General features: G+C 53.0%; 19 protein-coding genes. 11 read left to right on the forward strand and 8 right to left on the reverse strand.

Translation table 11 applies throughout. The annotated features are described in order from the left end of the window. Nucleotides 1-15 precede the first annotated feature (15 nt). The 11 genes from CRP01_RS16790 to CRP01_RS16840 all read left to right on the forward strand — a co-directional run bounded on the left by CRP01_RS16790 (nt 16) and on the right by CRP01_RS16840 (nt 17,409). Nucleotides 16-1,521 carry a TolC family protein gene (locus CRP01_RS16790; protein WP_099151236.1) on the forward strand — a complete coding sequence of 502 codons (1,506 nt, stop codon included), beginning with the start codon at nt 16-18 and terminating at the stop codon, nt 1,519-1,521. A 15-nt stretch (nt 1,522-1,536) separates the two neighbouring features. Then, on the forward strand, nt 1,537-2,595 hold the full coding sequence (locus tag CRP01_RS16795) for an efflux RND transporter periplasmic adaptor subunit (protein WP_170110407.1): 1,059 nt from the start codon (nt 1,537-1,539) through the stop codon (nt 2,593-2,595). Continuing rightward, nucleotides 2,592-5,750, forward strand: coding sequence for an efflux RND transporter permease subunit (locus tag CRP01_RS16800; RefSeq protein WP_099151238.1), 3,159 nt, complete (start codon nt 2,592-2,594; stop codon nt 5,748-5,750). Before CRP01_RS16795 ends, CRP01_RS16800 begins: the two co-directional genes overlap by 4 nt. A 60-nt stretch (nt 5,751-5,810) precedes the next feature. Continuing rightward, the gene (locus tag CRP01_RS16805; protein WP_099151239.1) at nt 5,811-6,161 is read left to right on the forward strand and encodes a four helix bundle protein; all 351 of its coding nucleotides are present in this window, start codon (nt 5,811-5,813) and stop codon (nt 6,159-6,161) included. 92 nt (nt 6,162-6,253) lie between these two features. After that, nucleotides 6,254-10,942: an efflux RND transporter permease subunit gene (locus CRP01_RS16810; RefSeq protein WP_099151240.1), complete on the forward strand. Its 4,689-nt coding sequence runs from the start codon at nt 6,254-6,256 to the stop codon at nt 10,940-10,942. Continuing rightward, nucleotides 10,942-11,643, forward strand: coding sequence for a hypothetical protein (locus CRP01_RS16815; protein WP_099151241.1), 702 nt, complete (start codon nt 10,942-10,944; stop codon nt 11,641-11,643). Before CRP01_RS16810 ends, CRP01_RS16815 begins: the two co-directional genes overlap by 1 nt. Nucleotides 11,644-11,770: 127 nt before the next feature. Continuing rightward, entirely contained in the window at nt 11,771-12,886 is a 1,116-nt protein-coding gene (locus tag CRP01_RS16820) for a DmpA family aminopeptidase (RefSeq protein ID WP_099151443.1), read from the forward strand. A 77-nt stretch (nt 12,887-12,963) separates the two neighbouring features. After that, on the forward strand, nt 12,964-13,491 hold the full coding sequence (locus CRP01_RS16825) for a DinB family protein (RefSeq protein ID WP_099151242.1): 528 nt from the start codon (nt 12,964-12,966) through the stop codon (nt 13,489-13,491). A gap of 113 nt (nt 13,492-13,604) precedes the next feature. Next, nucleotides 13,605-14,906, forward strand: coding sequence for a M20/M25/M40 family metallo-hydrolase (locus CRP01_RS16830; RefSeq protein WP_099151243.1), 1,302 nt, complete (start codon nt 13,605-13,607; stop codon nt 14,904-14,906). Nucleotides 14,907-15,086: 180 nt separating this feature from the next. Continuing rightward, entirely contained in the window at nt 15,087-15,623 is a 537-nt protein-coding gene (locus tag CRP01_RS16835) for a hypothetical protein (protein WP_099151244.1), read from the forward strand. A 262-nt stretch (nt 15,624-15,885) separates the two neighbouring features. Continuing rightward, complete coding sequence (locus tag CRP01_RS16840; protein ID WP_099151245.1) at nt 15,886-17,409, forward strand: tannase/feruloyl esterase family alpha/beta hydrolase; 1,524 nt, start codon at nt 15,886-15,888, stop codon at nt 17,407-17,409. A gap of 79 nt (nt 17,410-17,488) precedes the next feature. On the opposite strand, the gene CRP01_RS16845 is transcribed toward CRP01_RS16840, so the two are convergent. From CRP01_RS16845 to CRP01_RS16880, 8 genes are all read right to left on the reverse strand, one after another. After that, nucleotides 17,489-18,514, reverse strand: a complete 1,026-nt coding sequence (locus CRP01_RS16845; RefSeq protein WP_099151246.1) for a hypothetical protein — start codon at nt 18,512-18,514, stop codon at nt 17,489-17,491. A 176-nt stretch (nt 18,515-18,690) separates the two neighbouring features. After that, nucleotides 18,691-20,739 carry a penicillin acylase family protein gene (locus tag CRP01_RS16850; protein ID WP_099151247.1) on the reverse strand — a complete coding sequence of 683 codons (2,049 nt, stop codon included), beginning with the start codon at nt 20,737-20,739 and terminating at the stop codon, nt 18,691-18,693. Between the two features lie 111 nt (nt 20,740-20,850). After that, nucleotides 20,851-21,225 (reverse strand): iron chaperone, encoded by a 375-nt coding sequence (locus CRP01_RS16855; protein WP_099151248.1) that lies wholly within the window; start codon nt 21,223-21,225, stop codon nt 20,851-20,853. 97 nt (nt 21,226-21,322) lie between these two features. Further along, nucleotides 21,323-21,742: a hypothetical protein gene (locus CRP01_RS16860; RefSeq protein WP_099151249.1), complete on the reverse strand. Its 420-nt coding sequence runs from the start codon at nt 21,740-21,742 to the stop codon at nt 21,323-21,325. A 65-nt stretch (nt 21,743-21,807) separates the two neighbouring features. Then, nucleotides 21,808-22,386, reverse strand: a complete 579-nt coding sequence (locus CRP01_RS16865; RefSeq protein ID WP_099151250.1) for a type 1 glutamine amidotransferase family protein — start codon at nt 22,384-22,386, stop codon at nt 21,808-21,810. A gap of 113 nt (nt 22,387-22,499) precedes the next feature. Further along, on the reverse strand, nt 22,500-23,306 hold the full coding sequence (gene pyrF / locus CRP01_RS16870) for an orotidine-5'-phosphate decarboxylase (RefSeq protein ID WP_099151251.1): 807 nt from the start codon (nt 23,304-23,306) through the stop codon (nt 22,500-22,502). Nucleotides 23,307-23,440: 134 nt separating this feature from the next. Next, nucleotides 23,441-23,704 (reverse strand): NifU family protein, encoded by a 264-nt coding sequence (locus tag CRP01_RS16875; protein WP_099151252.1) that lies wholly within the window; start codon nt 23,702-23,704, stop codon nt 23,441-23,443. Between the two features lie 240 nt (nt 23,705-23,944). Beyond that, complete coding sequence (locus CRP01_RS16880; protein WP_099151253.1) at nt 23,945-25,036, reverse strand: Mrp/NBP35 family ATP-binding protein; 1,092 nt, start codon at nt 25,034-25,036, stop codon at nt 23,945-23,947. Nucleotides 25,037-25,046 lie beyond the last annotated feature (10 nt).

Below are 25,046 nucleotides of genomic sequence, written 5' to 3' on the forward strand. Positions count from 1 at the left end.
ACTAAAAAATTAACTATGCAGGACTTCTACGGAATTTTCAACAAACGTGCTAAATGCCTGATGCTGGCGGCCATCGGCCTGACCGGGCTGTCGCTGCCCCTCACCGGGCAGATACTCATCAGCCTGGAATCCGCCATGGAGATCGCGGAAAAGAACAGCCCCTCCATTCAACGCTCCCTGCTGAATATCGAACAGTATCAGTACAGTCTGGTTGCGGAACGGGCTTCGCTCAAATCCCGCTTTTCCCTGACGCTCAACCCCTTCAATTTCAGCAACAACCGGCAGTTTGACAATCAGTTCTCCCAGTGGTTTACCAACCGCGAGCTCTATTCCTCCGGAACCCTGCGGGTAGAACAGCCCATTCTGAAAACGGACGGTACCATCGCCCTGATCAATTCTCTGAGCTGGCGCAACAACCGTACGGAGATCGCCGGGTTCGGGGAAAACTCCAACCAGGCGTTCTACAACAACCTCTACCTCTCCATCAACCAGCCCATCTTCACCTTTAACCGGCGGAAGATGCAGTTGGAAGAACTGGAGTTGAATTACGAAAATGCCAGCCTGAACTACGCTATTCAGCGACTGAACCTCGAAAAAACGATCACATCGCAGTTCTTCAACGTCTATCTCGAACAACTGAACCTCGATATTGCCCGCGAAGAACTCGCTAATACGACGAATAACTTCGAGATCGTCCGGAATAAGGTAGAAGCCGGTTTGCTGGCGGAAGAGGAATTGTTCCAGGCCGAATTGAACCTGGCCAATGCCCAGCTCGCCCTCCAGGACAGTGAATTGTCCCTGGCCAATGCTGAAGAGGCTTTCAAACGCGAGATCGGCATGAACCTCGATGAAGATATTCAGTTGTCGACCGATCTCGACGTCAGGGAGGTCATCGTGGATCTGGATCAGGCCATCGCCTACGCCCTCGATTCCCGGATGGAACTGCGGCAACGGCAGATCAGCCTTGAACAGTCCCAGTTTGATCTCGTACGCACTAAGGCTCAGAATGAATTCCGGGCCGATGTGCAGCTCACGCTCGGGATCTTCGGGGATAACGAAAGCTTCAGCCGGGTATACGATAATCCGACCAATAACCCCAGCGTGGGGCTTTCGTTGAACATTCCCATCTTCGACTGGGGGGAACGGCAGGCCAGGGTGCAGGCCCAGGAAGTATCCATTCGCACCCAGCAACTGGAACTCAGCGAAGACCAGAAACAGATCAGAATGGAGATCCGCCAGGCTTACCGCAGCATTCAGACACAGATGCCCCGGATCGACATCGCTCAGAAAAGTGTCGAAAATGCCGAACGGACCTACGATATCAACCTCGAACGCTACATCAACGGCGACCTGAGCGGAATCGATCTCGAACGTTTCCAGAATCAGTTGTCCACCCAGAAAGTGGCCTACGCCCGCGCGCTGATCAATTACAAAACACAGCTATTGGATCTGAAGATCCTCACCTTATACGACTGGGAGAAACAAGAGCCCGTTTCGGTTGCCCTTCCCAATAATCGGTAATTAAAAATGAGACTCGTGAAAACACAACTACGCTATATCACGCTTTGCGCCACGATCGCGATCTGCGCCTGTAACTCCGGTGAGGAGGAAAGTCCGAATATCGATATCGCCGCTCCGGTATCTGTAGAACAGATCACCACCGGATCGCTGTCCCGCTTTACCATTACGACCGGCAACGCGACCGCGGAAAAAGTGATCAAACTCAACGCCCAGATCGGCGGAACTTACATCCTGAAGAATCACCCGTCCTACAAGCGCCCCTTCAAGCTGGGTGACCGGGTAAAAGCCGGCCAGCCCTTTGTGGAAATTCAAGACCAGGAGTACGTCAACGGTATCGGGCTGGAGGCCGCCAAAATGAATCTGGAACTCACCCAGCAGGAATACGACAAACAGAAGTCCGTGTTCGATAAAGGCGGCGTGACCGTCCGCGAGCTGAAGAACTCCGAACTGAGCCTGACCCGGGCCCGGAACGAACTGGAAAGCGCGGAGATCCGGCTGGCCAAAATGAAGATTAACATCCCGATCTCCGGTACGATCGTGGAATTACCGCAGTATACTTCCGGCAGCCAGATCCAGCAGGGCGATCCCCTGGTCACCATCATGGATTATTCGAGAATGTACGTGGATGTGAGCCTGCCCGAAAATACGATGATGGATATCCAGACCGGGCAGAAAGTGCAGATCACCAACTACAGTCTGCCGGATGATACCCTGTCGGGTTCCATCACGGAACTGTCTCCGGCCATCGATATCAATACCCGGACCTACCTGGCCAAAGTGCGGTTCAACAACCCAAATCTGCTGATCCGGCCCGGGATGTTCGTCAAAACCCTGATCAAGATCAATCAGAAAAACGACATCGTCGTCATTCCCAAGGAAGTGATCATTTCCGATCAGCGGGGGAAACGGGTATTCGTGGTGCAGGAGAATACGGCCTTTGAACGGATCATCGAAACGGGTATGGAAAACGACGATATGATCGAGGTGATCAGCGGCCTGGAAGAAAATGAACGCCTGGTCACCAAGGGTTTTGAAACCCTCCGCGACCGGTCCAAAGTGAAAGTATTGCAATGAAGAAACTGATACAATTCGCCGTAGATTATCCGGTCACCATCCTGATGACGATCCTCGGCATCTGCATTTTGGGCTACATCTCGTATTCCCGGCTGGGGGTTGATCTTTTTCCGGATCTGAACTCCCCCCGCCTGTTCGTTGAGATACAGGCCGGAGAAAAAGCGCCGGAGGAAATTGAGCAGCAGTTCGTAGAGCAGGTGGAAGCCCTGAGTATGCGGCAGCAGGGCGTCACCCAGGTTGCTTCCATCACCCGGATCGGATCGGCCCAGATCACGGTGGAATATTCCTGGGAGAAAGATATGGACGAGGCTTTTCTCGATCTGCAAAAAGCGCTCAACGATTACAGTCAGCAGGTAGATATCGAGAGCATCAGTGTAAGCCAGTACGACCCGAACAGCGCCCCGATCATGCTCATCGGTGTGAGCCACGAACGCATTACCGATCTGAACGAATTACGAAAGATCGGCGAGAATTACATCAGCAACGAACTGGTACGCCTGGAGGGCGTTGCCCAGGTTACACTTTCGGGACAAATGGAACAGGAGATCGTCATCCAGCCCATTCCCCAAAAAATGGAATCCTACGATCTGACGATGGACGACATCACCCAGCGGATCCAGAGCTACAACCAAAATATATCCGGTGGAACGGTGGAAGAACTGGGCCTGCAGTATACCGTTAAGGGCGTGGGCATTCTCGAGACCGAAGCCGACTTCAATAATCTTATCATCGGCTATAAGGAAGGCCAGGCGCAGACGGAGGCCGCCCAGTCGGAAATGGCTCAGTCGCGGGCCGCAGCGGGCGACCAGCGGGCGCCGGTCTATCTACAGGATATCGCCATCACTTCCTTTGCCCAGAAACCACCCAACAACATTGTGCGGATCGACGGACGCCGCTGTATCGGACTGTCGATCTACATAGAGAATCAGTTCAACACCGTGAAAGCGGTGGAGGAGATCACCGAAGCGCTGGAGGTCATCGAAAATGCGCTGCCCGGTTATCAGTTTGAGGTCATTTCCAATCAGGGGACCTTTATCAAGAATGCGGTAGACGAAGTGGAGGAAACCGCTCTGATCGGTATCCTGCTGGCCGTGGTGATCCTGTTCCTCTTCCTGCAACGCTTCGGCACTACTCTGATCATCAGTATTGCCATTCCGATCTCCATCGTGGCTACTTTCACGCTGATGTATTTCAACGGGCTGACCATCAATATCATGACCCTGGGTGGTCTGGCTCTGGGGGCCGGCATGCTGGTAGACAACGCCATCGTAGTGTTGGAAAATATCTTCCGCAACCACGAGTCGGGCGCCGATGTACGTTCCGCGGTCATTACGGGAACCTCCGAAGTGGGCGGTGCCATTACCGCCTCTACCCTAACGACCATCATCGTCTTTTTGCCGGTGATCTATCTGCAGGACGCTGCGGGAGAATTATTCAAAGACCAGGCCTGGACCGTTGCCTTTTCGCTGATATCTTCTCTGTTCGTAGCCATCTTCGTGATCCCCATGCTTTATCACCGCTTTTACCGGCGGCGACCGGCACCGGCCAAATCGCGTTCCCTGCAACTCAATGCCTACGGTCGCTTTCTCAAAAGATTATTACCCCTGAGAGGTTTCGTGATCCTGCTGGCAGTTTTACTCGTAGCCGGTGCGGCCTATATGTATCCTTCGATCGGTACGGAATTCATGCCCGCCGCAACGACCAAAAAATTCCGCATGGATATTCAGTTGCCGGAAGGTACCGTTCTCGACCGGACTGCCTCCACCGTGGGCAACATCGAAGAACTGGTGCAGGATGCCCTTCCCAACGACCTGAAATTCGTGTACAGTCACATAGGTCCGAAAACCGAATTGGAAAATGATCAGTCGGCTGTCTTTCAGGGCGAGCACACCGCCCAGGTGGACGTGGCCCTGATCGACAGTACCCGCCTGGGTACCCAAAAGGTCATTGCCGCGCTGGACGAAATTACCACCGGCATACCCGGCGTGAAGATCGCCTACACCCCGGAGGCCTCTTCTCTCAACAGTATTTTACGCACGGAAGAAGCCCCGCTGGTGGTAGAGATTAAGGGGGACGATCTGGAAACCCTGGAAAGTCTGACGGAAGCAGTTCGGCAACAAATGGAACAGCTACCGGACCTGCTGAATTTACAGACCTCCATCGAACAGGGCGTTCCGGAAGTGGAGATCCTGTTCGACCGCTTCAAACTGGGCCTGTACAATCTGGATATGAACAGCGTGGTGACGCAGATCCAGGATCAGTTGCAGGGCAAGGAAGCCGGGCGACTGGAAAGGTCCGGCGAAATGATCGATATCCGCCTGATCATGCCACGACAGGGTCTGAATGATTTTGAGAATATCACGATCAAGGGCGGGGAAAAAGTCTATCACCTGCACGAGATCGCTACTTTGAATACTTCAACGGCTCCGCGGGAAATTCACCGGCGCAACCAAAACCGGATCGGTAAAGTATACGCCCAGACGGATGATGACGTGCCGCTGGAATTTATTGCCAATCAGATCCGGGAGCAGGTCAGCAGTATCGAACTTCCGCCGAACTACAGTATCTCCGTGGTGGGCGACGAAGCGCGCCGGGCTCAATCTCTGCAGAGCCTGAGTTTTTCGCTCATTCTGTCCATTATTCTGGTCTACATGGTAATGGCTTCCCAGTTTGAATCCCTGGTGCATCCCTTTACCATCTTACTCACTATCCCGCTGGCCGTAGTGGGTACGATCGCCACTTTTTACTGGCTGGGTACCCCACTGAATATCATGGCCATCATCGGGATCATTATGCTGGTGGGGATCGCGGTGAATGATGCGATCATCCTCGTGGACCGGATCAATCAGCTGAAACGGGGAGGCATGCCGCGCGACGAGGCCATCGCCGAAGCCGGACAACAACGGATCCGTCCGATCCTGATGACCAGTCTGACTACCGTACTGGCCCTGTTGCCGCTAACCTTCGGGTTCGGGGAAAGTGCATCACTGCGGGCCCCGATGGCCTGGGCGGTGATCGGAGGTCTGGTTACCTCCACGCTACTGACCCTCGTGGTGATCCCGTGTGTGTATGCGGTTTTTGATTGGCGGGGAAATCGTAATGACAATTTCAATAGCAATAGCAATTTCAATGACGATAGGGAACTGGAATTGTAACGGTAAAGGTGGTGATTGAAATGGGTAGCGCTCACTAAAAATCTGATGTAAAACTAAAAAATGGAACCACTCTTTAATTATGAGGAAAGGCTTGTTCGGTTTGCAGGCGAGGTCGTGTTTTTTATAAAAACTATACCTAAGACCTATGAAGGGAAATACTACAGTGATCAACTTATCCGATCCTCAGGCGGGAGTGCATTGAATTACGGAGAAGCGCAGGGTACGATAACCAGAAAAGATTTCATCAATAAAATGAGCCTGGTGGTAAAGGAGCTGAAAGAGTCGAGGTGCTCATTGAAGATACTCAGATACACAGGTATCGGAAAAAATGATAAAGGGGCCTGGCTTTTAGTTGAATGCGAAGAATTAATTGCTATCGGTTCAAAAATGATCAATAACAAACGGGAATGAAATACTTAATGTCGAAAACTTCAAGATTGAACTGCCATTGCTATTGTAATTGCCATTGCCATTGTAAGTGCCATTGCCATTGATATTTGATTATGAATAACCTAATCCACAGAAAGGTAACCATTTGCATGATCTTCATAGGGCTGACCCTATTGGGGTACATTTCCTATAAACAACTGCCGGTGGAACTTCTGCCCGATGCCGAATTGCCGATGCTGTTCGTGCAGGTAGGCGCTCTCACCCAGGTGAGCCCGCAGTATATGGAGCAGCAGGGTGTGATCCCGGTGGAAGGGGCGATCGGTACGCTCGAAGGCGTGGAAAAGATCGAGACCCGGATCAATGGCAATCAGGCTTTTATTCAGGTTAGCTTTGAACAGGATGTGCGATTTAAATACGTTTACCTGAAACTTCAGCAAAAGATCGACGCCGTGAAGCGGCAGCTTCCGGAAGACCTGATGGTGAACGTTTCCAAAATAGACCTGCAGCAACTCACCAATCAGTTCCTGGAATTGCAGATCCGGGGCAGCGGTGGTACCGACCGCCTGCGCAACGTCAGCGAAAAAGAGATCCGGCCGGCTTTCGAGAACCTGAGCGGTATCGCCTCGATCAATGTATTCGGCGGACGGCAAAAAAATCTGGAGATCCTGCTCGACAAGGAAGCCAGCGAACCGCATAATATCACACCGGAAAGTGTCCGTTCGCGCCTGACCCAGAATTCCGGCAGCCGGGCCCTGGCCGGTTTCGTTTACGAAGGCGATTACCGGTATTTCATCCGTACGGCTTCGGAATACGCCGATGTCCGGGACATCGAGAATATCGTGATGGCTCCCGGTCCCATTCTACTGAAGGATGTAGCGAAAATATCCTTCGGGGTGGACGAAGAGACCAGCATCAGCCGGGTAAACGGGAAAGATGCCATCTCGCTGACCGTCACCAAAGCTTCCCAGGCCAATATTATCGATCTTTCTCACCAGTGCCTGGCTCTGATCGATCAGCTCAATGAAAAGCTCAAAGCCAAAGACGTGGAGATCGTGGTCCAGCGAAATCTGGCCGATCGCATGGAAAGTAATATCCAGCAGATCATCAATCTGGGGATGATCGGCGGTCTGCTGGCCGTATTTGTCCTGTGGATATTCCTCAAGGACCTCCGCCTGATCTCCGTGATCGCAGTGTCCATTCCCATTTCGGTCTTTGCTGCTTTCAACCTGTTCTACGGCGCCGGCATCAGTATCAACAGCCTCACGCTGGTAGGCATGGCCCTGGCCGTTGGTATGCTGCTCGACAACAGTATTGTGGTACTGGAAAACATCTACCGATTGGTGGCCGGGGGAGCCAGCCCCGAACAGGCGGTCAGCCAGGGAGCTTCCGGGGTGGTTAAAGCCATTCTGGCGGCCACGCTGACGACCGCTACCGTGTTTCTACCTTTCCTGTTTTTTGGCAACTACCTGATCGCGCTGATCGGTAAACACATCGGGGTGTCCATCATTTCCACCCTGGTGGTGTCTTTGCTGGTAGCTCTGCTGCTGATCCCGGTACTCGCCTACATCGTGCTCGGGTGGTATTCCAACAGGCAGAAGATCAGTTTCGGCCAGTCCAAAGCCAGAACCCGAACGGAAAGGCTCTATCTCGTACTGCTGAAAAGTAGTTTGCGGTATCCCGCCCGCACCATCATCGGGGGATTACTCCTGTTTTTCATTACCACCTTTGCCGTGCTGGCCGTCAGCATTAGTACTTCGGAAGAAGTGGCTTCCGATCAGATCGACGTATTCATCACCATGTCCAAAGGGACAACCATTGAAAAAACCGATAAGATCGTCCGGGAAATTGAAGCTAAACTGGAAAGTATCGCGGAGAAAAAAGACATCAATAGCCGCATCCAGGAGGAAGACGCGGTGGTCAGTCTCATCCTCCAGGAAGATTTCGAAGACATTAAGGATCGTACATTTTATGAGATCAAGGAAGAAGTCAGTAAGCTGAGCAATCAGGTGGGGGGCGCTACCATCAGCCTTTCCCAGCAAAGTTCGGAAGGCGGTGGCGGCGGCATCGGCGGCATGGACGCCCTCGGCCAGTTGATGGGCTTTGGCAACAATCAGGAAAAGATCGTATTGAAGGGCGAAGATTACGCCCTGCTGCAACGGGTGGCGCAGGACATCTTTTACTACGTCGAGAACCTGGAAGGGACCCGCAGTTCCAGTTTAAGTATCCGCGGCAGCCGTCCCGAGGTCCAGCTGGCTTTTGATCCACTTACTTTGGCCCGCAATGAGATCACTCCGCAAAATATCGCTACGGCCCTGCGTGATTTCGGGCAGGAATCCCCGGCCGACACCAAATTTCAGTACGCCGACGAAGAATACAACATCATCATCCGGGAAAGCGACCGCCAGGAAGCCGAGCCCAAAGCCAAAACGATCGACGATCTCCGGAAACTGGAAGTAGCCGATCGCAACGGCGGACAGCACGAGATGGCCACTTTCACCAATATTCGTACCGGCGAAGGTAGCGATGAGATCCGCCGGATCAATCAGCAAAAACAGATCGAAGTGGTCTACAGCCGGTCCTGGCAGGTGGATCAGACCAAAGATCTGCTCGAAGCTCATCAGGCCAGTATCCAGTCGCTGATCGCCGGTTATCCCATTCCGCCGGGGATCGCCATTGAAATGGTCGAAGCGGAGGATCAGTTCAAGGATTTCAAAGCCCTGGCCGGAGCCGCCATTCTGCTCATCTTCATCATTCTGGCTTCGGTTTTTGAATCCCTTTCCGCTCCTTTTGTGCTGTTGTTCTCGGTACCGATGGCCGTTACCGGGGCCCTGCTTGCGCTGTTCATTACGGGCAACAGCCTGTTCAACGCCAATACGCTGACGGGATTTCTGATCCTGCTGGGAGTCATCGTGAACAACGGTATCATCATGATCGACTACGTTAATGCCCTGCGGCGGCAAGGTTACCGGAAAACCCGGGCTCTGATGACGGCAGGATTGCACCGTTTACGGCCCATCCTGATCACGGCCATCACGACCATCGTGGCCATGTTCCCGCTGGCCCTCGGCACGGCGGAATACGTCAGTTTGATCGGTGCGCCCTTTGCGATCACCGTGATCGGAGGTTTGGCCCTGGGCACCCTGCTGACGCTGGTGGTGATCCCCACGGTTTACCTGGGTCTGGAAAACACCATTACCTGGTTCCGGAAACTTCCCTGGTGGGTGAAAGCCCTCAACATCGGCATCGTTGCGGCCGGCGCCCTGCTTGTATACTTCCGGGTATCTTCCCTGCTGTGGCAAATGGCTGATATCCTGCTGCTTTTCTTCCTGGTGCCGGCCATTACCTATTTCATTCGCACCAGTCTGCGGCGGGCCAAAGCGGAGTTGATCCCTCCGGGAGAAGACCTCCATATCCGAATCCAGAACCTGGTCAAGATCTACGGCCGCCCGGGCCGGTTTGCCCGGGAATGGTCGGGCAGCAAAGCGCTGGCCGAATACCACCGGGCGAGTCAGGGACGCCGTCGCTGGCAACTGCTGTTGCGCGAATTTATCTGGCAGATCCCGCTGCTGGTCTTTCTGTGCTGGTTTACCTTCAGCTACCTGAACGGAGGATTCTGGACCGCCGTGCTGGGAGTAGGCATTTACTTTTTACTGCTGGAAATGTGGGAACCGATCGATACCACCCTGGCTGCCGGGGACAACCGCTGGCAGCACCGCATCCGCAGAATACTCGGTGGTATCCTCTATTGGGTCAGTCCGCTGATCCTGCTGGTGCAACTCAACAACCAGTGGGACGGCCTGGGATACGCCCTGGTGCTTGGACTGTTCTGGTATCTTTCGCTCATCATTTACCGTTCGTCCAGCTATCTGCACCGCAAGCAACTCAAGATCGAGCGCCTCAAAGGCCGGATCAAACGTTTTTACTACCGGCTCATCAGTAGCATTCCGGTACTGGGTAAACGGACGATCCCCTTCAAGGCACTCAACGGCGTATCTCTTGAAATAAGTACGGGCATGTACGGTCTGCTGGGTCCGAACGGTGCCGGTAAGTCTACCCTCATGCGAACGATCAGCGGGATATTCGACCAGAGCTACGGAAAGATCTGGATCAACGGCATCGATACGCAGGAGCAACGCGAAGAACTGCAGGGACTGATTGGCTACCTTCCGCAGGCCTTCGGGAGTTATGAAAATATGTCGGCCTGGAATTACCTCGATTACCAGGCAATTCTGAAAGGACTTTATGACAATCAGGTTCGGCAAGATCGGCTTGAATACGTGCTGGGCGCCGTCAACATGCTGGATCGCAAAGACGAAAAGATCGGCTCCTTCTCCGGCGGTATGAAACAGCGGATCGGTATTGCCCAGATCCTGCTGCACCTGCCGCGGATACTGGTAGTGGACGAACCGACCGCTGGTCTGGATCCCCGGGAAAGGATCCGCTTCCGGAACCTGTTGGTACAACTCAGCCGGGAACGCATCGTCATCTTCTCTACCCACATCATCGAGGATATTGCCAGTTCCTGTAATCAACTGGCGGTCATCGATAAGGGGAGTGTAAAATACCAGGGATCGCCGCAGGATATGCTGGAACTGGCGGAAGGTCTGGTCTGGGAATACGTTATCCCCGCCCGGGACCTCCATCAGACCGAAAAGGAGCAGGTCGTGGTGAATCACCTGCGGGAGGGTGACCAGATCCGGGTGCGCTGTATTTCCCGTACGCAACCCATGGAAACGGCCGTTCCGACCGAACCGGTGCTGGAAGATGCCTATTTGTGTCTGCTGAAAAATATAGTACGATAATGCGCAATTCGATGATACTCCTTAGCCGACTGGTACGATATAACCTGAAGATCATCTTCGCCGGGCGGTTCTTCCTGTTCCTGCTGGCCGCACTCGCCTTCTATATTTTTTTTATGGTGGTCAGTGTTTTCGATAATGTCGACATCAATATCGGTACGCTTTACGAGCTGACCTTTTTTCCGGGGATACTGCTCATATTTTATCCCACGGTCTTCGGGATCCAACGGGACGAAGACGCCCGCATGCTGGAGATCCTCTTCGGCATCCCGGATTATCGCTACAAAGTGTGGCTGGTGCGCCTGGTGTTGATCTTCACCCAAATTTTTATTCTGCTGTTCCTCTTTGCCGCTCTGGGTTCGTGGCTGTTGTATCCGATCAATCCGCTGCAATTGGCCACCCAACTGATCTTTCCCATGTGCTTTCTGGGCAGTCTGGCCTTTTTGTTGTCCACCAGGGTGAAGAACGGCAACGCCACTGCGGTGATCATCGTCCTGTTGGGGGTCGCCCTCAGTATTTTCAGCGAGATCTTTGAGAACACCATGTGGGACCTCTACCTCAATCCTTTCGATATGGCCCGTGGATTCAGTCAGGTAACCTGGCAGCAGGTGGTGTGGAAAAATCGCATTTTTCTCAGTGTAGGTGCCGTCGTGTTTATTCTTACGGCACTGCTTAATCTGCAGAAACGCGAACGGTATATTTAAAGGGAGAGAGGGTTTGGCAAACTAATTGGTATAGGGTGGTAAACTTTGGCACTCATCCTGAAATAGCTCCGGAAAAGCTTTATTTTACGTGCAGAAACTAACTTTCCAACGTCAAGCCGATACCATCATGCACTATACCACCTTAAGCTTACTTTTCCTGCTTATGCTGTATTCTTCCTCCGCCAACAGTCAGGATCGCCCCCGTGAATCCGGGGTTATCATCGGGGTTTTGCCCACCGGAACGCATAATGCCATCACCGATGTGCCGGGTGTAAAGGTGGGTCACACGACCCGGATCCGCGGAAAGTCCGTTCGCACCGGCGTCACGGCGATCCTGCCCTACGACGGCAATATTTTCCAACAGAAAGTTCCCGCAGCGATCTACCTGGGGAACGGCTTCGGCAAACTGGCCGGATACAGTCAGGTCGAGGAACTGGGCAATCTGGAAACGCCTATTGTACTGACCAATACCCTGAGTGTGCCGACTGCCGTGGAGGCCCTGATCGATTACACCCTGGATCTGCCCGGCAACGAAAATGTCCGTTCCGTGAACGGTGTGGTCGGAGAGACCAACGACGGCTACCTGAATGATATTCGCGGTCGCCACGTTCGGAAAAAAGATGTGCTCGGAGCCATTGCCAATGCGGAATCCGGTCCGGTGACCGAGGGCAATGTCGGGGCCGGAACCGGTACCATCTGTTTTGGGTTCAAAGGCGGTATCGGTACCTCATCCCGAAAGCTGCCGGAGAGCCTGGGCGGTTACACGGTTGGCGTATTGGTACAGACTAATTTCGGCGGCGTGCTGACCATCAACGGTAAGCCAGTCGGCCAGGAATTGGGGCAATACTATTTTAAGCGTCAGATCGAAGGATCCGCCGACGGCTCCTGCATGATGGTGTTAGCCACGGACGCGCCCCTGGATGCCCGCAACCTGAAACGGGTGGCCAAACGGGCGATGCTGGGGCTGGCCCGAACCGGAGGTATCGCCTCCAACGGCAGTGGGGATTATGTCATTGCGTTTTCCACGGCGGAAAGCCTGCGTATTCCCTACAGTCCCGAGAAGCGTACACTTACCCAGGAAGTGCTGCACAATGATGTCGTTTCCCCGATCTTTCTCGCAACGATCGAAGCTACCGAAGAGGCGATCATCAATTCGTTGTTCGCGGCCCGTACCCTGACCGGTAGTGGTCATACCGTTGAAGCCTTGCCGGTAGAACGGGTGTTGCAGATGATGGATCGGTAAATTACCATTTCGTCCCATATCCTCACCGATTCATGCACTAATAACACGCCCCTGTTTCGTCACAGTAATCGCTTTCTATGAAATACTTTTCGCTTATCATCCTGGGATTGGGGCTGCTGAGTTGTAGCCCATCCGAAGATCAGGCCGCCATACGGGAGATCCTGCTGGAACAACTGCGCAACACCCACAGCAATCAGGACTGGTTCGTGCCGGCGCAGCGGGCCGTTCAAAACCTGACCGCCGAACAATCCAACTGGAAGGACAGTACCGCTAATCATTCTATCGGTGAACTGGTATCCCATCTGATCTTCTGGAACGAAAGGATCCTGATCGCATTTCAGGGAGAAACCCCACCGGATTTTAACGATGATAATGAGATCACCTTTCAGCTTTTCGATGCGGATCAGTGGCAGGAAGCCGTCCGTCAACTGGACAGCCTGCAAACCAAATGGGAGCAGGTCGTAGAAATGGCCACCGACGAACAGTTACGGGAATGGCGTTCTTCTATCGCGAATATTTGTAGCCACAATGCTTACCACACCGGCCAAATTGTTTACATTCGAAAAAAGAATGGCTGGTGGGATAATTCCGCCGGAGTAAAATAAGCCCTGGAAAACGAATACGTCAGGTGTGCAGGATAATGAGATCCGGTCCCCAGCCCTATTCCCGCTTATCTGGCGGCTGTCTTTCCCTAATAGTGCTTTTAAAAATTTCCATCATGCAAATACGACAACACTACTTTACTTTTTTATTCCTGCTTTTGCCCGGCCTGCTGGCGGCACAGGAAGAAGATAATATTCAGGTCGAAGCTTCCTACCAGAAAGAGATCAAAGCGCTGACCTCCCATCCCGCCGTGAAGCGGGCACTGGCGCTCATCAAAAGAACCGATGAGCAGACCGTGCAGGAGACCATCAAGCTCACGGAAATCCCGGCACCGCCCTTTAAAGAAGAAGTCCGCGCCGAGGCTTTTAAAAATATGCTGGTCGAGATCGGCGTAGATTCCGCCTGGATCGATGCGGAAGGTAACGTCATCGCGCTCCGGAAGGGGACAAAAGGCGATCGTACGGTTGCGCTGGACGCTCACCTGGACACGGTATTTCCCGAGGAAACCGATGTGTCGGTAACTGTGAAAGGCGACACCCTCTTTGCACCGGGCGTGGGCGATGACAGTCGCGGACTGGCCATTATGCTCTCCGTCCTCCGGGCCATGAATGAGACCAAGCTCCAGACCGAAGACGACGTACTGTTTATCGGCACGGTCGGCGAAGAAGGGCTCGGTGATCTGCGCGGCGTCAAATACCTGTTCGGTGAGAACGGTCCCGGGATCGACTCCTGGATCTCTATTGACGGGGGCGATCTGGGAGCCATCAACTGTAAAGGGCTTGGTTCGTACCGTTACCTCGTTACTTTTGAAGGACCGGGCGGGCACTCCTGGGGCGCTTTCGGACTCGCCAATCCGCACCACGCACTAGGCGCTGCGATCCGCTATTTTGTGGAGGCTGCCGATAAATACACAGAGACCGGTCCGCGGACCAGCTATAATATCGGCCGGATAGGCGGCGGCACTTCCGTCAATTCCATTCCGTTCACTTCCTGGATGGAGATCGATACCCGCTCCGTAGAACCCTCCCGGCTCGACGATCTCAAAGTGATCCTGGAAGAAGCCATGCAACGTGGCCTGAAAGAACAGAACGAATTGCGCCGGGGCGGTCGCGAACTGACCGTCACCATCGAGATGATCGGCAACCGGCCTTCGGGAGAACTTTCCCCGGAACTACCACTCATCCAACGGGCCATGGCCGCTCTGGGCCCTTTCGATAAACAACCGCACCTCCGCCGGGGATCTACCAATTCCAATATTCCCATTTCGCTGGGTATCCCCGCGGTGACCATCGGTCGCGGCGGCGTGGGTGGCCGGGCGCACTCCCTGCTCGAATGGTGGGCAAACAAGGACGGCTATGAAGGCGTACAGTATGCATTGCTGGTGCTGCTGGCGGAATCGGGTTTGGCCAAGCGCTAAATGATCTTCTTCGGGGAACAGTTGCGAACTATCCTGTTCCCCGAAGAAAATCCCGGGCCGAAGTCCGTGGAATGGAATTCGGATTGTTAAATGTATCCTAACAGGTAACCATAGGGGTAACTTTTGCGATAAAAAAGGAATAGGAGATTGACTGTATTCACCTAAACCCAATTTTTCGCCATGACCTTGATCCATTCCACAACACCAGGAACCACACTGCAAATTGCGCTAAGCCCGAATCCCTACCGGGAACACCTGCGGGACGTTTGGTATTTCACCCGCTTTTTGGCCCTTCCGGTGCTGCTCTTCCACATGATCCTCATTGCATTTTTTCAACTACCGCACGGGCTCCACGCCGGGCTGGTCGGTGGCTTTTTCGTTGTGCTTGGAGCAATGCTGTTCTTCCGCCAACGATCCGAAACCCAGCCACAGCCGGCCACCTTATTCATCAACGATCATTTTTTGGAGATCCGGAACGGCGGGGATCCGCTCCGACTGGACAAACGGGATATCGAGCTCGAATTCATCGGATGGGGCGGTTGTGAAGAAGCCCTGCTCCCGGCCGTACGTATTCGCCGGGCCGGGGAGGCGGTTGTCACCATCGGTGCGGTGAGTAGCCAGGAACCCTGGACAGATATTCGCCGCTCCGTTCAGGCCACCGAATACATTCTTCCGGAACAGATTAGCTGGGCCAGTTTTAGAGCGGCAATTAGCTAACTATTCTAAGTTGCGAAGTAACTTAGGTAGAGGGATTACCTATCGTTAAAATGGAGCAAAATCGCTCATTTTAACGGTTGCAGTCTCTCTACGCTCTACCATCTACTTTATACAATTCAAGTTCGCAACTTGAATTAACTATTAATTTCCGGTGGTGTTCTTAAACAGCCTCTGGTTTTTGGGGTAGATTTAACCCGGATTTTTTTATCTTATTTTGTCAATAGTATTCCGGCATATTCCGCCGTACAAAACGCAAGGCATTATGAGATCAAAAAATCTACCGTTCATTATTTCAATTGTATTCGTAGGGCTTTTGCCGCTATTCTTATCGGCCCAGCAACCACCGGAAAACGGTGGAGCGGCCTGCATCAGTTGCGAGGAAATAAAACAGCTCCGTCTGGCAGACGTCCGGATACTGGAAGCGACCGAAGAAACGGAAGGCAGCACCTACTGCAAGGTGCTCGGTGTGATCAGTAAGGAGATCAATTTCGAACTGCTGCTGCCGAAGACCTGGAACGGTCGGTTTGCCATGGGTGGCGGCGGCGGTTTTGTCGGCACCATTCAGAATTCGGCGCGCTGGAGCGTACACCAGGGCTACGCCACCTCCGGCACGGATACCGGCCACCGGGGTAGCGGTCTGAAGGCCGACTGGGCCTACCACAATATGGAACGCCAGGTGAATTTTGGTCATCTGGCCATTCATCGTACCGCCGAGGTCTCCAAAGTGATCATCCACCATTTTTACTGCGCGGATCCGGCCTACTCCTACTTCTTCGGATGTTCCCGGGGAGGAGGGCAGGCGATGATGGAGGCACAGCGTTACCCGGAAGATTTTGATGGTATTGTGGCCGCAGCTCCCGCTTTCGACTGGCCCGCTATCGGTGCGGAATTCATTCAGAATATCCGCCAGATCTATCCCGATCCGAATCAAATGAATGAGCCGGTCATCACCCGGGAGAATATTCAATTACTGGAAAAAACCGTACTGGCCCAGTGTGATGAGCTGGACGGCGTAAAAGACAATATCCTGAACGATCCGACCGCCTGTAAACTGGACTGGTCCGCTTTTCCCCGCTGCCCTGACGATCAGGCCGGTGCCGGCTGTTTTACCAAGCAGCAACTACGGGCGATCCAGACCGTCTACGATGGTGTCCATATCGAAGGAAAAGGTATTTACCCGGGTTTTCCGCCGGGCTGCGAGAACGAACCGCTGAGCTGGTTCCGCTGGATCGTCGGACCGGATGAGGAACTGATCAAAGGCCTGCAGATCCCCAGTTTACAATTCGGTTTTGGCACCGAGATGTTCAAATACCTCGTCTTTCAGGATCCGGACTGGGATTACACAGCCTATGACTTCACCCGACTGACGGAAGACACCCGCTATGCCGCCAGCTACCTCAATGCCACTTCGACCGACTATTCCGCTTTCAAGGCCCGCGGAGGTAAACTGATCTTCACCCACGGCTGGGCGGACCCGGCACTCTCCGCTCTGGCCACGATCCAACACTACGAAGCAATCGGAAAGGCGGATGCTGATTTTATGGACTTCACCCGGCTTTATCTGCTGCCGGGCGTATTGCACTGCGGCGGCGGCCCTGGCCCCGATCAGGCGGACTGGCTGCAACTGGTACGGGATTGGGTCGAGAACGACCGGGCACCGGAGCGGGTGACGCTGACGAAAAAAGAGGGTGATCGGGTGACCATGAGCCGCCCCGTATTCCCCTACCCCCGGAAAGCGAAGTACGATGGGAAGGGTGATCCGAATGTAGCGGGCAGTTATAACTAATTGGTTGTTAAGACTTTCTAAGTTTTGAGACTTTCTAAGTTTTGAAAACTTAGAAAGTCTTAACACACCCGCATTCCAGCTACTCCAACACCTTCAATTCCAACCGGGATTTCACCTCCTTCGGATAATTGTGAACGGCCGCTCCCATATCCAATAACTTGAACTTCGAATTTTGTTCTTCCGTAATGAAAAGGAATCTCAATTTCGATTCGAGGTCGTCGAGATCAAACAAGCCGATCTGACTGCGGTTGGCGTTGATCGTTTCCCTTCTTTCTCCAACATAATCAAACAGATAAAATTCCGGAGCCCGGCCAAACTTGATGATCCCGCTACTACCGTAACCGCCGATCCCACCGATCCTGGATTCGGCAAAATCCAGATACACAGCCGCTCTCTCGGGAGACATTTTTCCCTGGCGGACCGCATCCATCACCATCGGCCGTAGATCGATCAGGGTCGTATCGCTTTTCCAGTTTTTCATTTGGTGGACAAAGATCAGATGGTAATCCTGATTGTTGGCGGTCGGCGAAAACAGGCCGATCATTTCATCGGAAGGGAAACCGTACTCATCGACGATATCCACCAACTCTGCCGCATTTTCGGCATCAATTTTCCAAATGGTATCCCGGTAGGTCTCGAACTCATGCCGGAACATCTGGTCCCTGGTACTCATTTCATTTAATCGGGCAATCACTTCCGGATTCGTCGTTTGATCAAAGGTAGCTGCCCGGATCTCGTCGTAGCGATCCAGAAAGGCGTCATATCCGTGGCCATCCAGTTTACCGTACCGGGCCCGGTTCTCTTCAAAGTACGCTTTAGCTACTCCTTTAGCTACCAATTTCTCCAGGAAAGCAATGGCCTGATCGTACTTTTCGAGCTCTATGGCACACAAAGCGGCATTTTGGTAATCGCGACCAAATCCCGTTTCTACCGCGCCAAACGCCTGTTGGTACAACTTCAAAGCCTGCTGATAATCGTAGGCCGTTATGGCTAATTCCGCCTTATTGATGATTGGATGATAACAGTCCCGAAAATCGAGCTGGGCCTGGGTGTGGAAAGGATTAAAAAAAAGAAACATCAGAAAGAAAGCACTCAAATACTTCATTTATAGGAATTTAGTAGGTTACACGGTTGTGGCAGTCCGGCTTTTTTTGACTTTCTCAGACTTTCTTAGACTTTCTAAGTTTTTGAAACTTAGAAAGTCTTAATCCCTTCCTTAACGGTCAATTCCCAAAAAGTAACGGTATCAAAATCCGTCTGCCCGATCGGGTGTAACGAAACCTACATATCTTCCAGTTTTTCCAAAAGTTCGAGATGCGCTTCCTGTTGCTCCCGGCTGAGCCACACTTCTCTCAGTTGTTTTTCCGCAGCCAGTTTTAACTGATCCCCCCGGTGAGGGTTATCCGCCTGGGTAGCGTTACCGTAGGTCAGCAGGGCTTTGGCCTGTATCTGCTCTCCGAATTCAGTCGCGCAGATGTAGGTATCTCCGTGTACCACCTGCCATCGACCGTCCACCCCGGGTGCGTAGTTCATGGTCCTGAAAATCCCCAGATTGCCGGGACCGCCGTTGCCGGGATAATCGTGCTCCCCGACTTTCATCCGGAAAACGTCACCAAAAGGTGTATTGAGCGCTCCCAGTTGGGTCAGTTGGGTTTCGGCTGCTTTCCGGATCGCGGCGAGCATTGCTTCGCTATTTTTCAATCCGTCGGGCGTCCGCAGCGGCTCCTTATAGGACCAGGGGGTCTCGAAATATTTCGAACTACCGACCTGGTTGATCAGATTGGCGAAAAGTACGGCCCCTTCACTATCCGCTTCAAAAGCACCGTCCCACTTGGTCAATACCTCCAGGGCCGAAAGAGTGAGGCTATCCGTTGTTTCCTTCATCAGCTGCCGGAATTCATCCTGCAGGCGAAGTGCGAGTTCCGACCGGGTATCGTGTTTGAGCCGAATGAATTCATTCAGATCCAGCCGATCGGCCTCCTGAATGAGCCGGGCCGACCGCTGCGGCCGAAAACTCATGTGGTTAGGTGCGATGTGGTCCGGATAATCCTCCGGCTGGATCGGCGCGGGTATCGTACTGGTATAGGGAGGATCATTGGCATTCTGTAACCAGCCACTCTCCGGATTGAGGTATCCGGGAAGTTCGGAGGCGGCATAATAGCCGTTCCACAGCTCCTCCCGCCCGGTAGCCGGCACAACTCCCTGCCATTTTTTCCAGTCTCCGTTTTTTCGCGGCACGTGCCCACCGAAATGGTACAGAATATTATCATGCTTGTCGCTGTACAGTACATTGAAGAGCGGCAGTGCGTTTTTGTCCAGTGCCCGTTGGAATTCCTGCAGATCGTGGGCTTCACCCATTGCTTTCCACTGTCCCAGAGGATTGGTCTCTCCGTCCATATTGGGCCAGGTGACGGCCAAAGCCCTGTCTCCCGAGGTTTCGATTACCATACCGAATTCGGATCGCTTTTTCACTACCCATTTTTCCCCGGCATTTGCATCCGTTCCGGAAACGATCCGGACGCTATCCACTTCGAAGTCCCGGTATGCTCCATCCAGCAGGTACTGACCATTTTGCAGGTTTAGTTCGTAATAGTCTACGTTATCCAGGGTATTGACAGTGTGGGTCCAGCCCAGCTGTTCGTTAAAGGCGATACCCAGGACGGGTAATCCCACCAGCGTAACGCCGTAGAGATTATTGGTAGGGGTAACGAAATGAGCCTCAAAAAACAACCAGAAATCGTTCCAGGGCAGGTGGGGATTGGCCAGCAACATACTGTTACCCGAAGTGGTCCGGGAGCCGTTTACGGCCCAGCCATTCGATCCGGGTGCCCATTTTCGGGCCGTTCCCAGATTCCGGTTGATGAGAAATTCAAAATAAAACACCCGGGTAGAATGGTAAATGATATCCCGGGCCTCTACCGGAAGGACCACGCGGTACTCCTTATCGATAGCTTCCGGATGTTGGGCGGCGTAGGCATTGATGCCTTTGGCGAAAGCTTCCACTACCGTTCGGTCTTCTTCGGATAATCCGGCGAAGGCCCGTTCCGCAGCATCGATCAGGCCGAGCTGGTGCAGCAGTTGGTCGCGCTCGAGGTCACGCCCCCAGTACGCCGCGGATCGCGCCCGGGCTTCTCCCATCAGTTTAAGCACCAGATTGCCATGGTTGCGCATCTGGGCCCAGCCCATCATCTGGTAGAGATTGCTGTCGTGGGTAGCGTAAATGTGGGGAATGCCCCAACTGTCCCAAAGGATCTCATTTTGGTCAACGGTAGCGCCCGCCCCACAACCGATCAGCACGAGGAGTAGGAAGGCGTAAGAGCCTCTTTTCATAAGGTGTAGGTGTTAATTTTGAAGATGTTTGCTTTCGCTAGGTCAGCAGATATGCTCATCCGGATAGCGCAAGATAGTGTTTGCCGCTCCTCCCCCGCTATTTTTCTAAAATTAATACTTCCATTTGGCGCCCCGCTCTTCGACATCCTCTTTCCGGTATTGTGCGATCTTGCGGATGAGCTCCCCGGGCAGGGGCTGGTCATAGGGAAACTGAACCGAATCCTTCTTTACCGTATATCCCGATAATTCCTTTTTGAATGGCTCCAGCGCCGGGCCGGTTGGAATAAAGCTTAGGTGAGCTTTATGAGCGGCGTAGGCAAACAGGATCGTGTTTGATTCAAAAGCCGGCTTCCCCCACTTCAACAATTCCCTGGCAGAAGGTGCGACTCCTCGCAAAATGTCACGTAATTCCTGCAGCTTTTCCTGGGCTGCTGCCGGAGCTGACAGAAAATAGTCTTCCAACTGCGTACGATGCTGCTCTTCCATAATTTTTGATATTAATCGTTCCACACGGTGTTCATCCGGGATGGATGGTCGGTAAGTTAAGTATAAATAGGGTTTGAACAGGCTTACAAGTTGCCCCTTATTCTTTTCCGTCTGACGCTTTATTTTCTACAACAGTTCCGAATCCTTTGTTCAGGATCCAGATGATCACTCCCGCAAGCAGGAAAATTAAGCTGTATATCGCCCGGTCAGTAGTTATCATTTCCCAGGCGTTCGCGTCTCCCCGCATCTGCTTCGTCCAGGCTTGTATTCCCATCCCGGTGAGTTTTGCCCCCTGAGCGCCGAAAAAAGCGATGATCACCCAAAGCTTGACGGCGATCTTGCTGATCGGATGTTTGGAGATCAGAAGATAGATCAATATGGATTGGATGAAGACCGGTAAGCTCCCCCATAGGTTTCCGCTTATAATCGCAGTGTACAGATTGTACAGGGCCAGGGCCCCCAGGAGCCCGATCAGTATTTGATAATAGGTATTATCGAGAATTTTCAACTGCTTCATCTCCCTGTGAATTGAGAGTATTTTAAACCAGCCCTATTTTATCGAGACGTCCCAAGATTCTTCTTTTACTCACTCCAGACCCCATTTTTAAATAACTGATACCATTTTTCGATCTGCTCATCATCGTACAATCCGATGATTTTAAAAATTTCCCGGGCAAATTCGATGGGAGCAATGCCATTTGCCGTGATCACATTACGGTCCGTCACCGCCAGGGAGTGCTGGTAATGCTGTTCTCCGGCGTATTGGGGAGCAATACTTTTTAGATACTGCGGGTCATTACTGGTGTGTTTCAGTTCATTCAACAGATCCAGGCGGCCGAGATAAGTAGTTGCCGCACAAATGGCCGCAATTGGTTTCCCCTGCTCATATTGGCTTTTCGTCAGATCGTCCATACCGGTAACGGTCCCGCTTTCCCAGGCCGTACCGCCGGGCAGGATCAACAGGGTGATCTCTTCGGCTGCCAGGGCAGGAAGCGAAGTGGTGGGTTGGATGACCAGGCCGCCCATGGAAGTCACGGCGTCCCCGCTTTCCGAAAAGTAGACCAGGTCGAACCGTTCACTTTTATTGATCTCGGGAGTGAGATAAGCAATCTCCCAATCGGAGAATCCATCAAAGAGAAATACGGCTATTTTTTGGCGCATGGCGTTGTTTTGGATTTGTGCGGTTGCCGGAGATCCCCGCAGCAGGATATGAACAACAATTAGCTGGCGAAGGTGGAAACAAAACCATAGTTCCCCAAAAAGGTCGATGACAATTAGCCCAATACTGCCGCCATTTGCTGCTGGACCTTTTCCGCCGCCGCCCGTGCCTGGGCTGCGAAATCCGGTCCGTCACCGGCGTAGATGATGCCCCGCGAAGAGTTTACCAGCAGGCCGACGAGGTCATTTTTCCCGTAGCGACTGAGCCCTTCCAGGTCTCCACCCTGCGCGCCGACTCCGGGCACCAGCAAAAAGTGCTCGGGCGCGATCCGGCGGATCTCCTCAAATTTCTGCGGATGGGTAGCGCCCACGACGAACATCAACTGCTCGGGACTCCCCCACTCCATGGCCCGGCGCATGACCTTTTCGTACAATGGCTGGCCGTTTTCCTGGATGGTCAATTGGAAATCGCCGCTTCCCTTGTTGGAGGTAAGCGCCAGCAGGATCACCCACTTTCCGGGAAATTCCAGAAAGGGTTTTACCGAATCTTCGCCCATGTAGGGGGCAACGGTCACGGCGTCAAAATCGAGGGTATCGAAAAAGGCGCGGGCGTACAGTCCGGACGTATTACCGATATCGCCGCGTTTGGCGTCGGCGATGGTGAAATGTTCCCGGGGGATGTATTCCAGCGTTTTGGCCAGGCTTTCCCAGCCGGCCGGCCCCATGGCTTCGTAGAATGCGAGATTGGGTTTATAAGACACACACAGATCTTTCGTGGCGTCGATGATCTGTTTATTGAATTCGAAAACCGGGTCTTCCCGGTCTAATAAATGTTTGGGAATGCGATTGATATCCGTATCCAGCCCAACGCAGAGGTAGGATCTTTTCTGCTGGATCTGTTCGAAGATGTCATTTCTGGTCATGTAGGGAATTGAAGTGTTGAGGTGTTGGAGTGGTGATGTATTAGGATATTGATGTGTTGGAGTGTTGTGGTGTTAAGGTGTGATGGATGATGCGATCCATGGACCTATACGTTCACATCCTATTTCCCGCTTCCTTAACTCAGTTCGATACCGTTAACGGCCTCAACGGACTGGATCTGGGGGATCTTACTACGAAGGGCCTGTTCGATCCCGGCGCGCATCGTCATCACCGACATATTGCAGTTTTCGCAGGCGCCCAGCCATTTGATCTTAACGATATTGTCTTCCGTTACATCTACAACTTCGACATTTCCGCCGTCCACTTTGAGGTGGGGCCGGACATCGTTGAGTGCCAGATCAATTCGTTGTAATAATTCCTTTTTTTCAGAGGTAGACATGTGTTTGTCTTTAAATGAAATCGTCTTGCCGGTAGTATGATTTCTACCGCTGCAAATTTACACAATCTTTTCCAGTCTGGGCGTTAATACGCCTTAAATCCGGTTTAGGATGTTGCACAAACCGGACCGGGCGGCTTCACTTTCAGCCCCTGCGGATAAAATTGGGCTCCGAATTTCCCTATAGTCACCGGAGCGCGCTCGTCCGTACCGGGTCAGTAAAGACGTAGAGCAACGGCTCTGCTATTGCTTCATTTTCACGATCTGGGTAGGAGCGATCATTTCGTTGCGGATCGCCACCTGACGCAGGGTATTTTGGGCTACCTGGCGGAAAGCGTCCTTGCTGATCGGATCGTCGTCCCTTTCCACTACCGGGCGTCCGGCGTCTCCGCCTTCACGGATGCCCTGTACGAGCGGGATCTGCCCCAGCAGCATGGAATTGCTCATTCGGGCCAGCTTTTTGCCGCCACCTTCTCCGAACAGAAAATATTTATTGTCGGGCAGTTCCTTGGGCGTAAACCAGGCCATATTTTCCACCACGCCGAGGATGGGAACGTTCACCTGGGGCAGCAGGAACATATTCATTGCTTTCACCGCATCCACCACGGCCACTTCCTGCGGCGTGGTGACCATGACCGCGCCGGTGATGGGCACGGACTGGACCAGCGTCAGTTGGATATCTCCGGTTCCCGGCGGCAGGTCGACCACCATATAATCCAGGTCCGGCCAGACCGTTTCGCTGATAAACTGCTTAATGACGCCCGCCAGTCGGGGTCCGCGCAGTACCACGGCCTGCTCCGGTTCGATGATAAAACCGATGGACATCACGGGCATTCCCTGATAGTCGAGTGGCATGATCCGGGGCTTTCCGTAAACCTGCTGGACCGTCGGCCGTTTTCCCTGCAGGCCCAGCATGGTGGGCAAGGACGGGCCGTAGAGGTCCGCATCGATCATCCCGACCTTGGCGCCGGTCTGTTTCAGGCTCAGGGCAAGATTGACGGCAACTGTAGACTTACCGACGCCTCCTTTTCCGGAAGCCACGGCAATGATATTCTTTACCTGCGGTAAAACCGTGGTCGGTTCACTGGCACCGGCATTCACACTGACCATATGGACATTGACCTCCGCTTCGGGATAGACCTCCTGGATCGCGCCGATACAGGCGAAATTCAGATCCTGCTTATGTTTACTTTCCAGCGAAGATAACTCCAGCGTAAAATTCACATTATTGCCCTCTACCTCCAGATCGCGGATCATACTCCGGGTAATGATATCCTGCCCGGTAGTCGGATCGATCACTTTGGCTAAGGCTCGTACTATTTTTGATTTATCCATTACGAATGCT

This window comes from Flavilitoribacter nigricans DSM 23189 = NBRC 102662 (assembly GCF_002646595.1).
Lineage (GTDB): Bacteria > Bacteroidota > Bacteroidia > Chitinophagales > Saprospiraceae > Flavilitoribacter > Flavilitoribacter nigricans.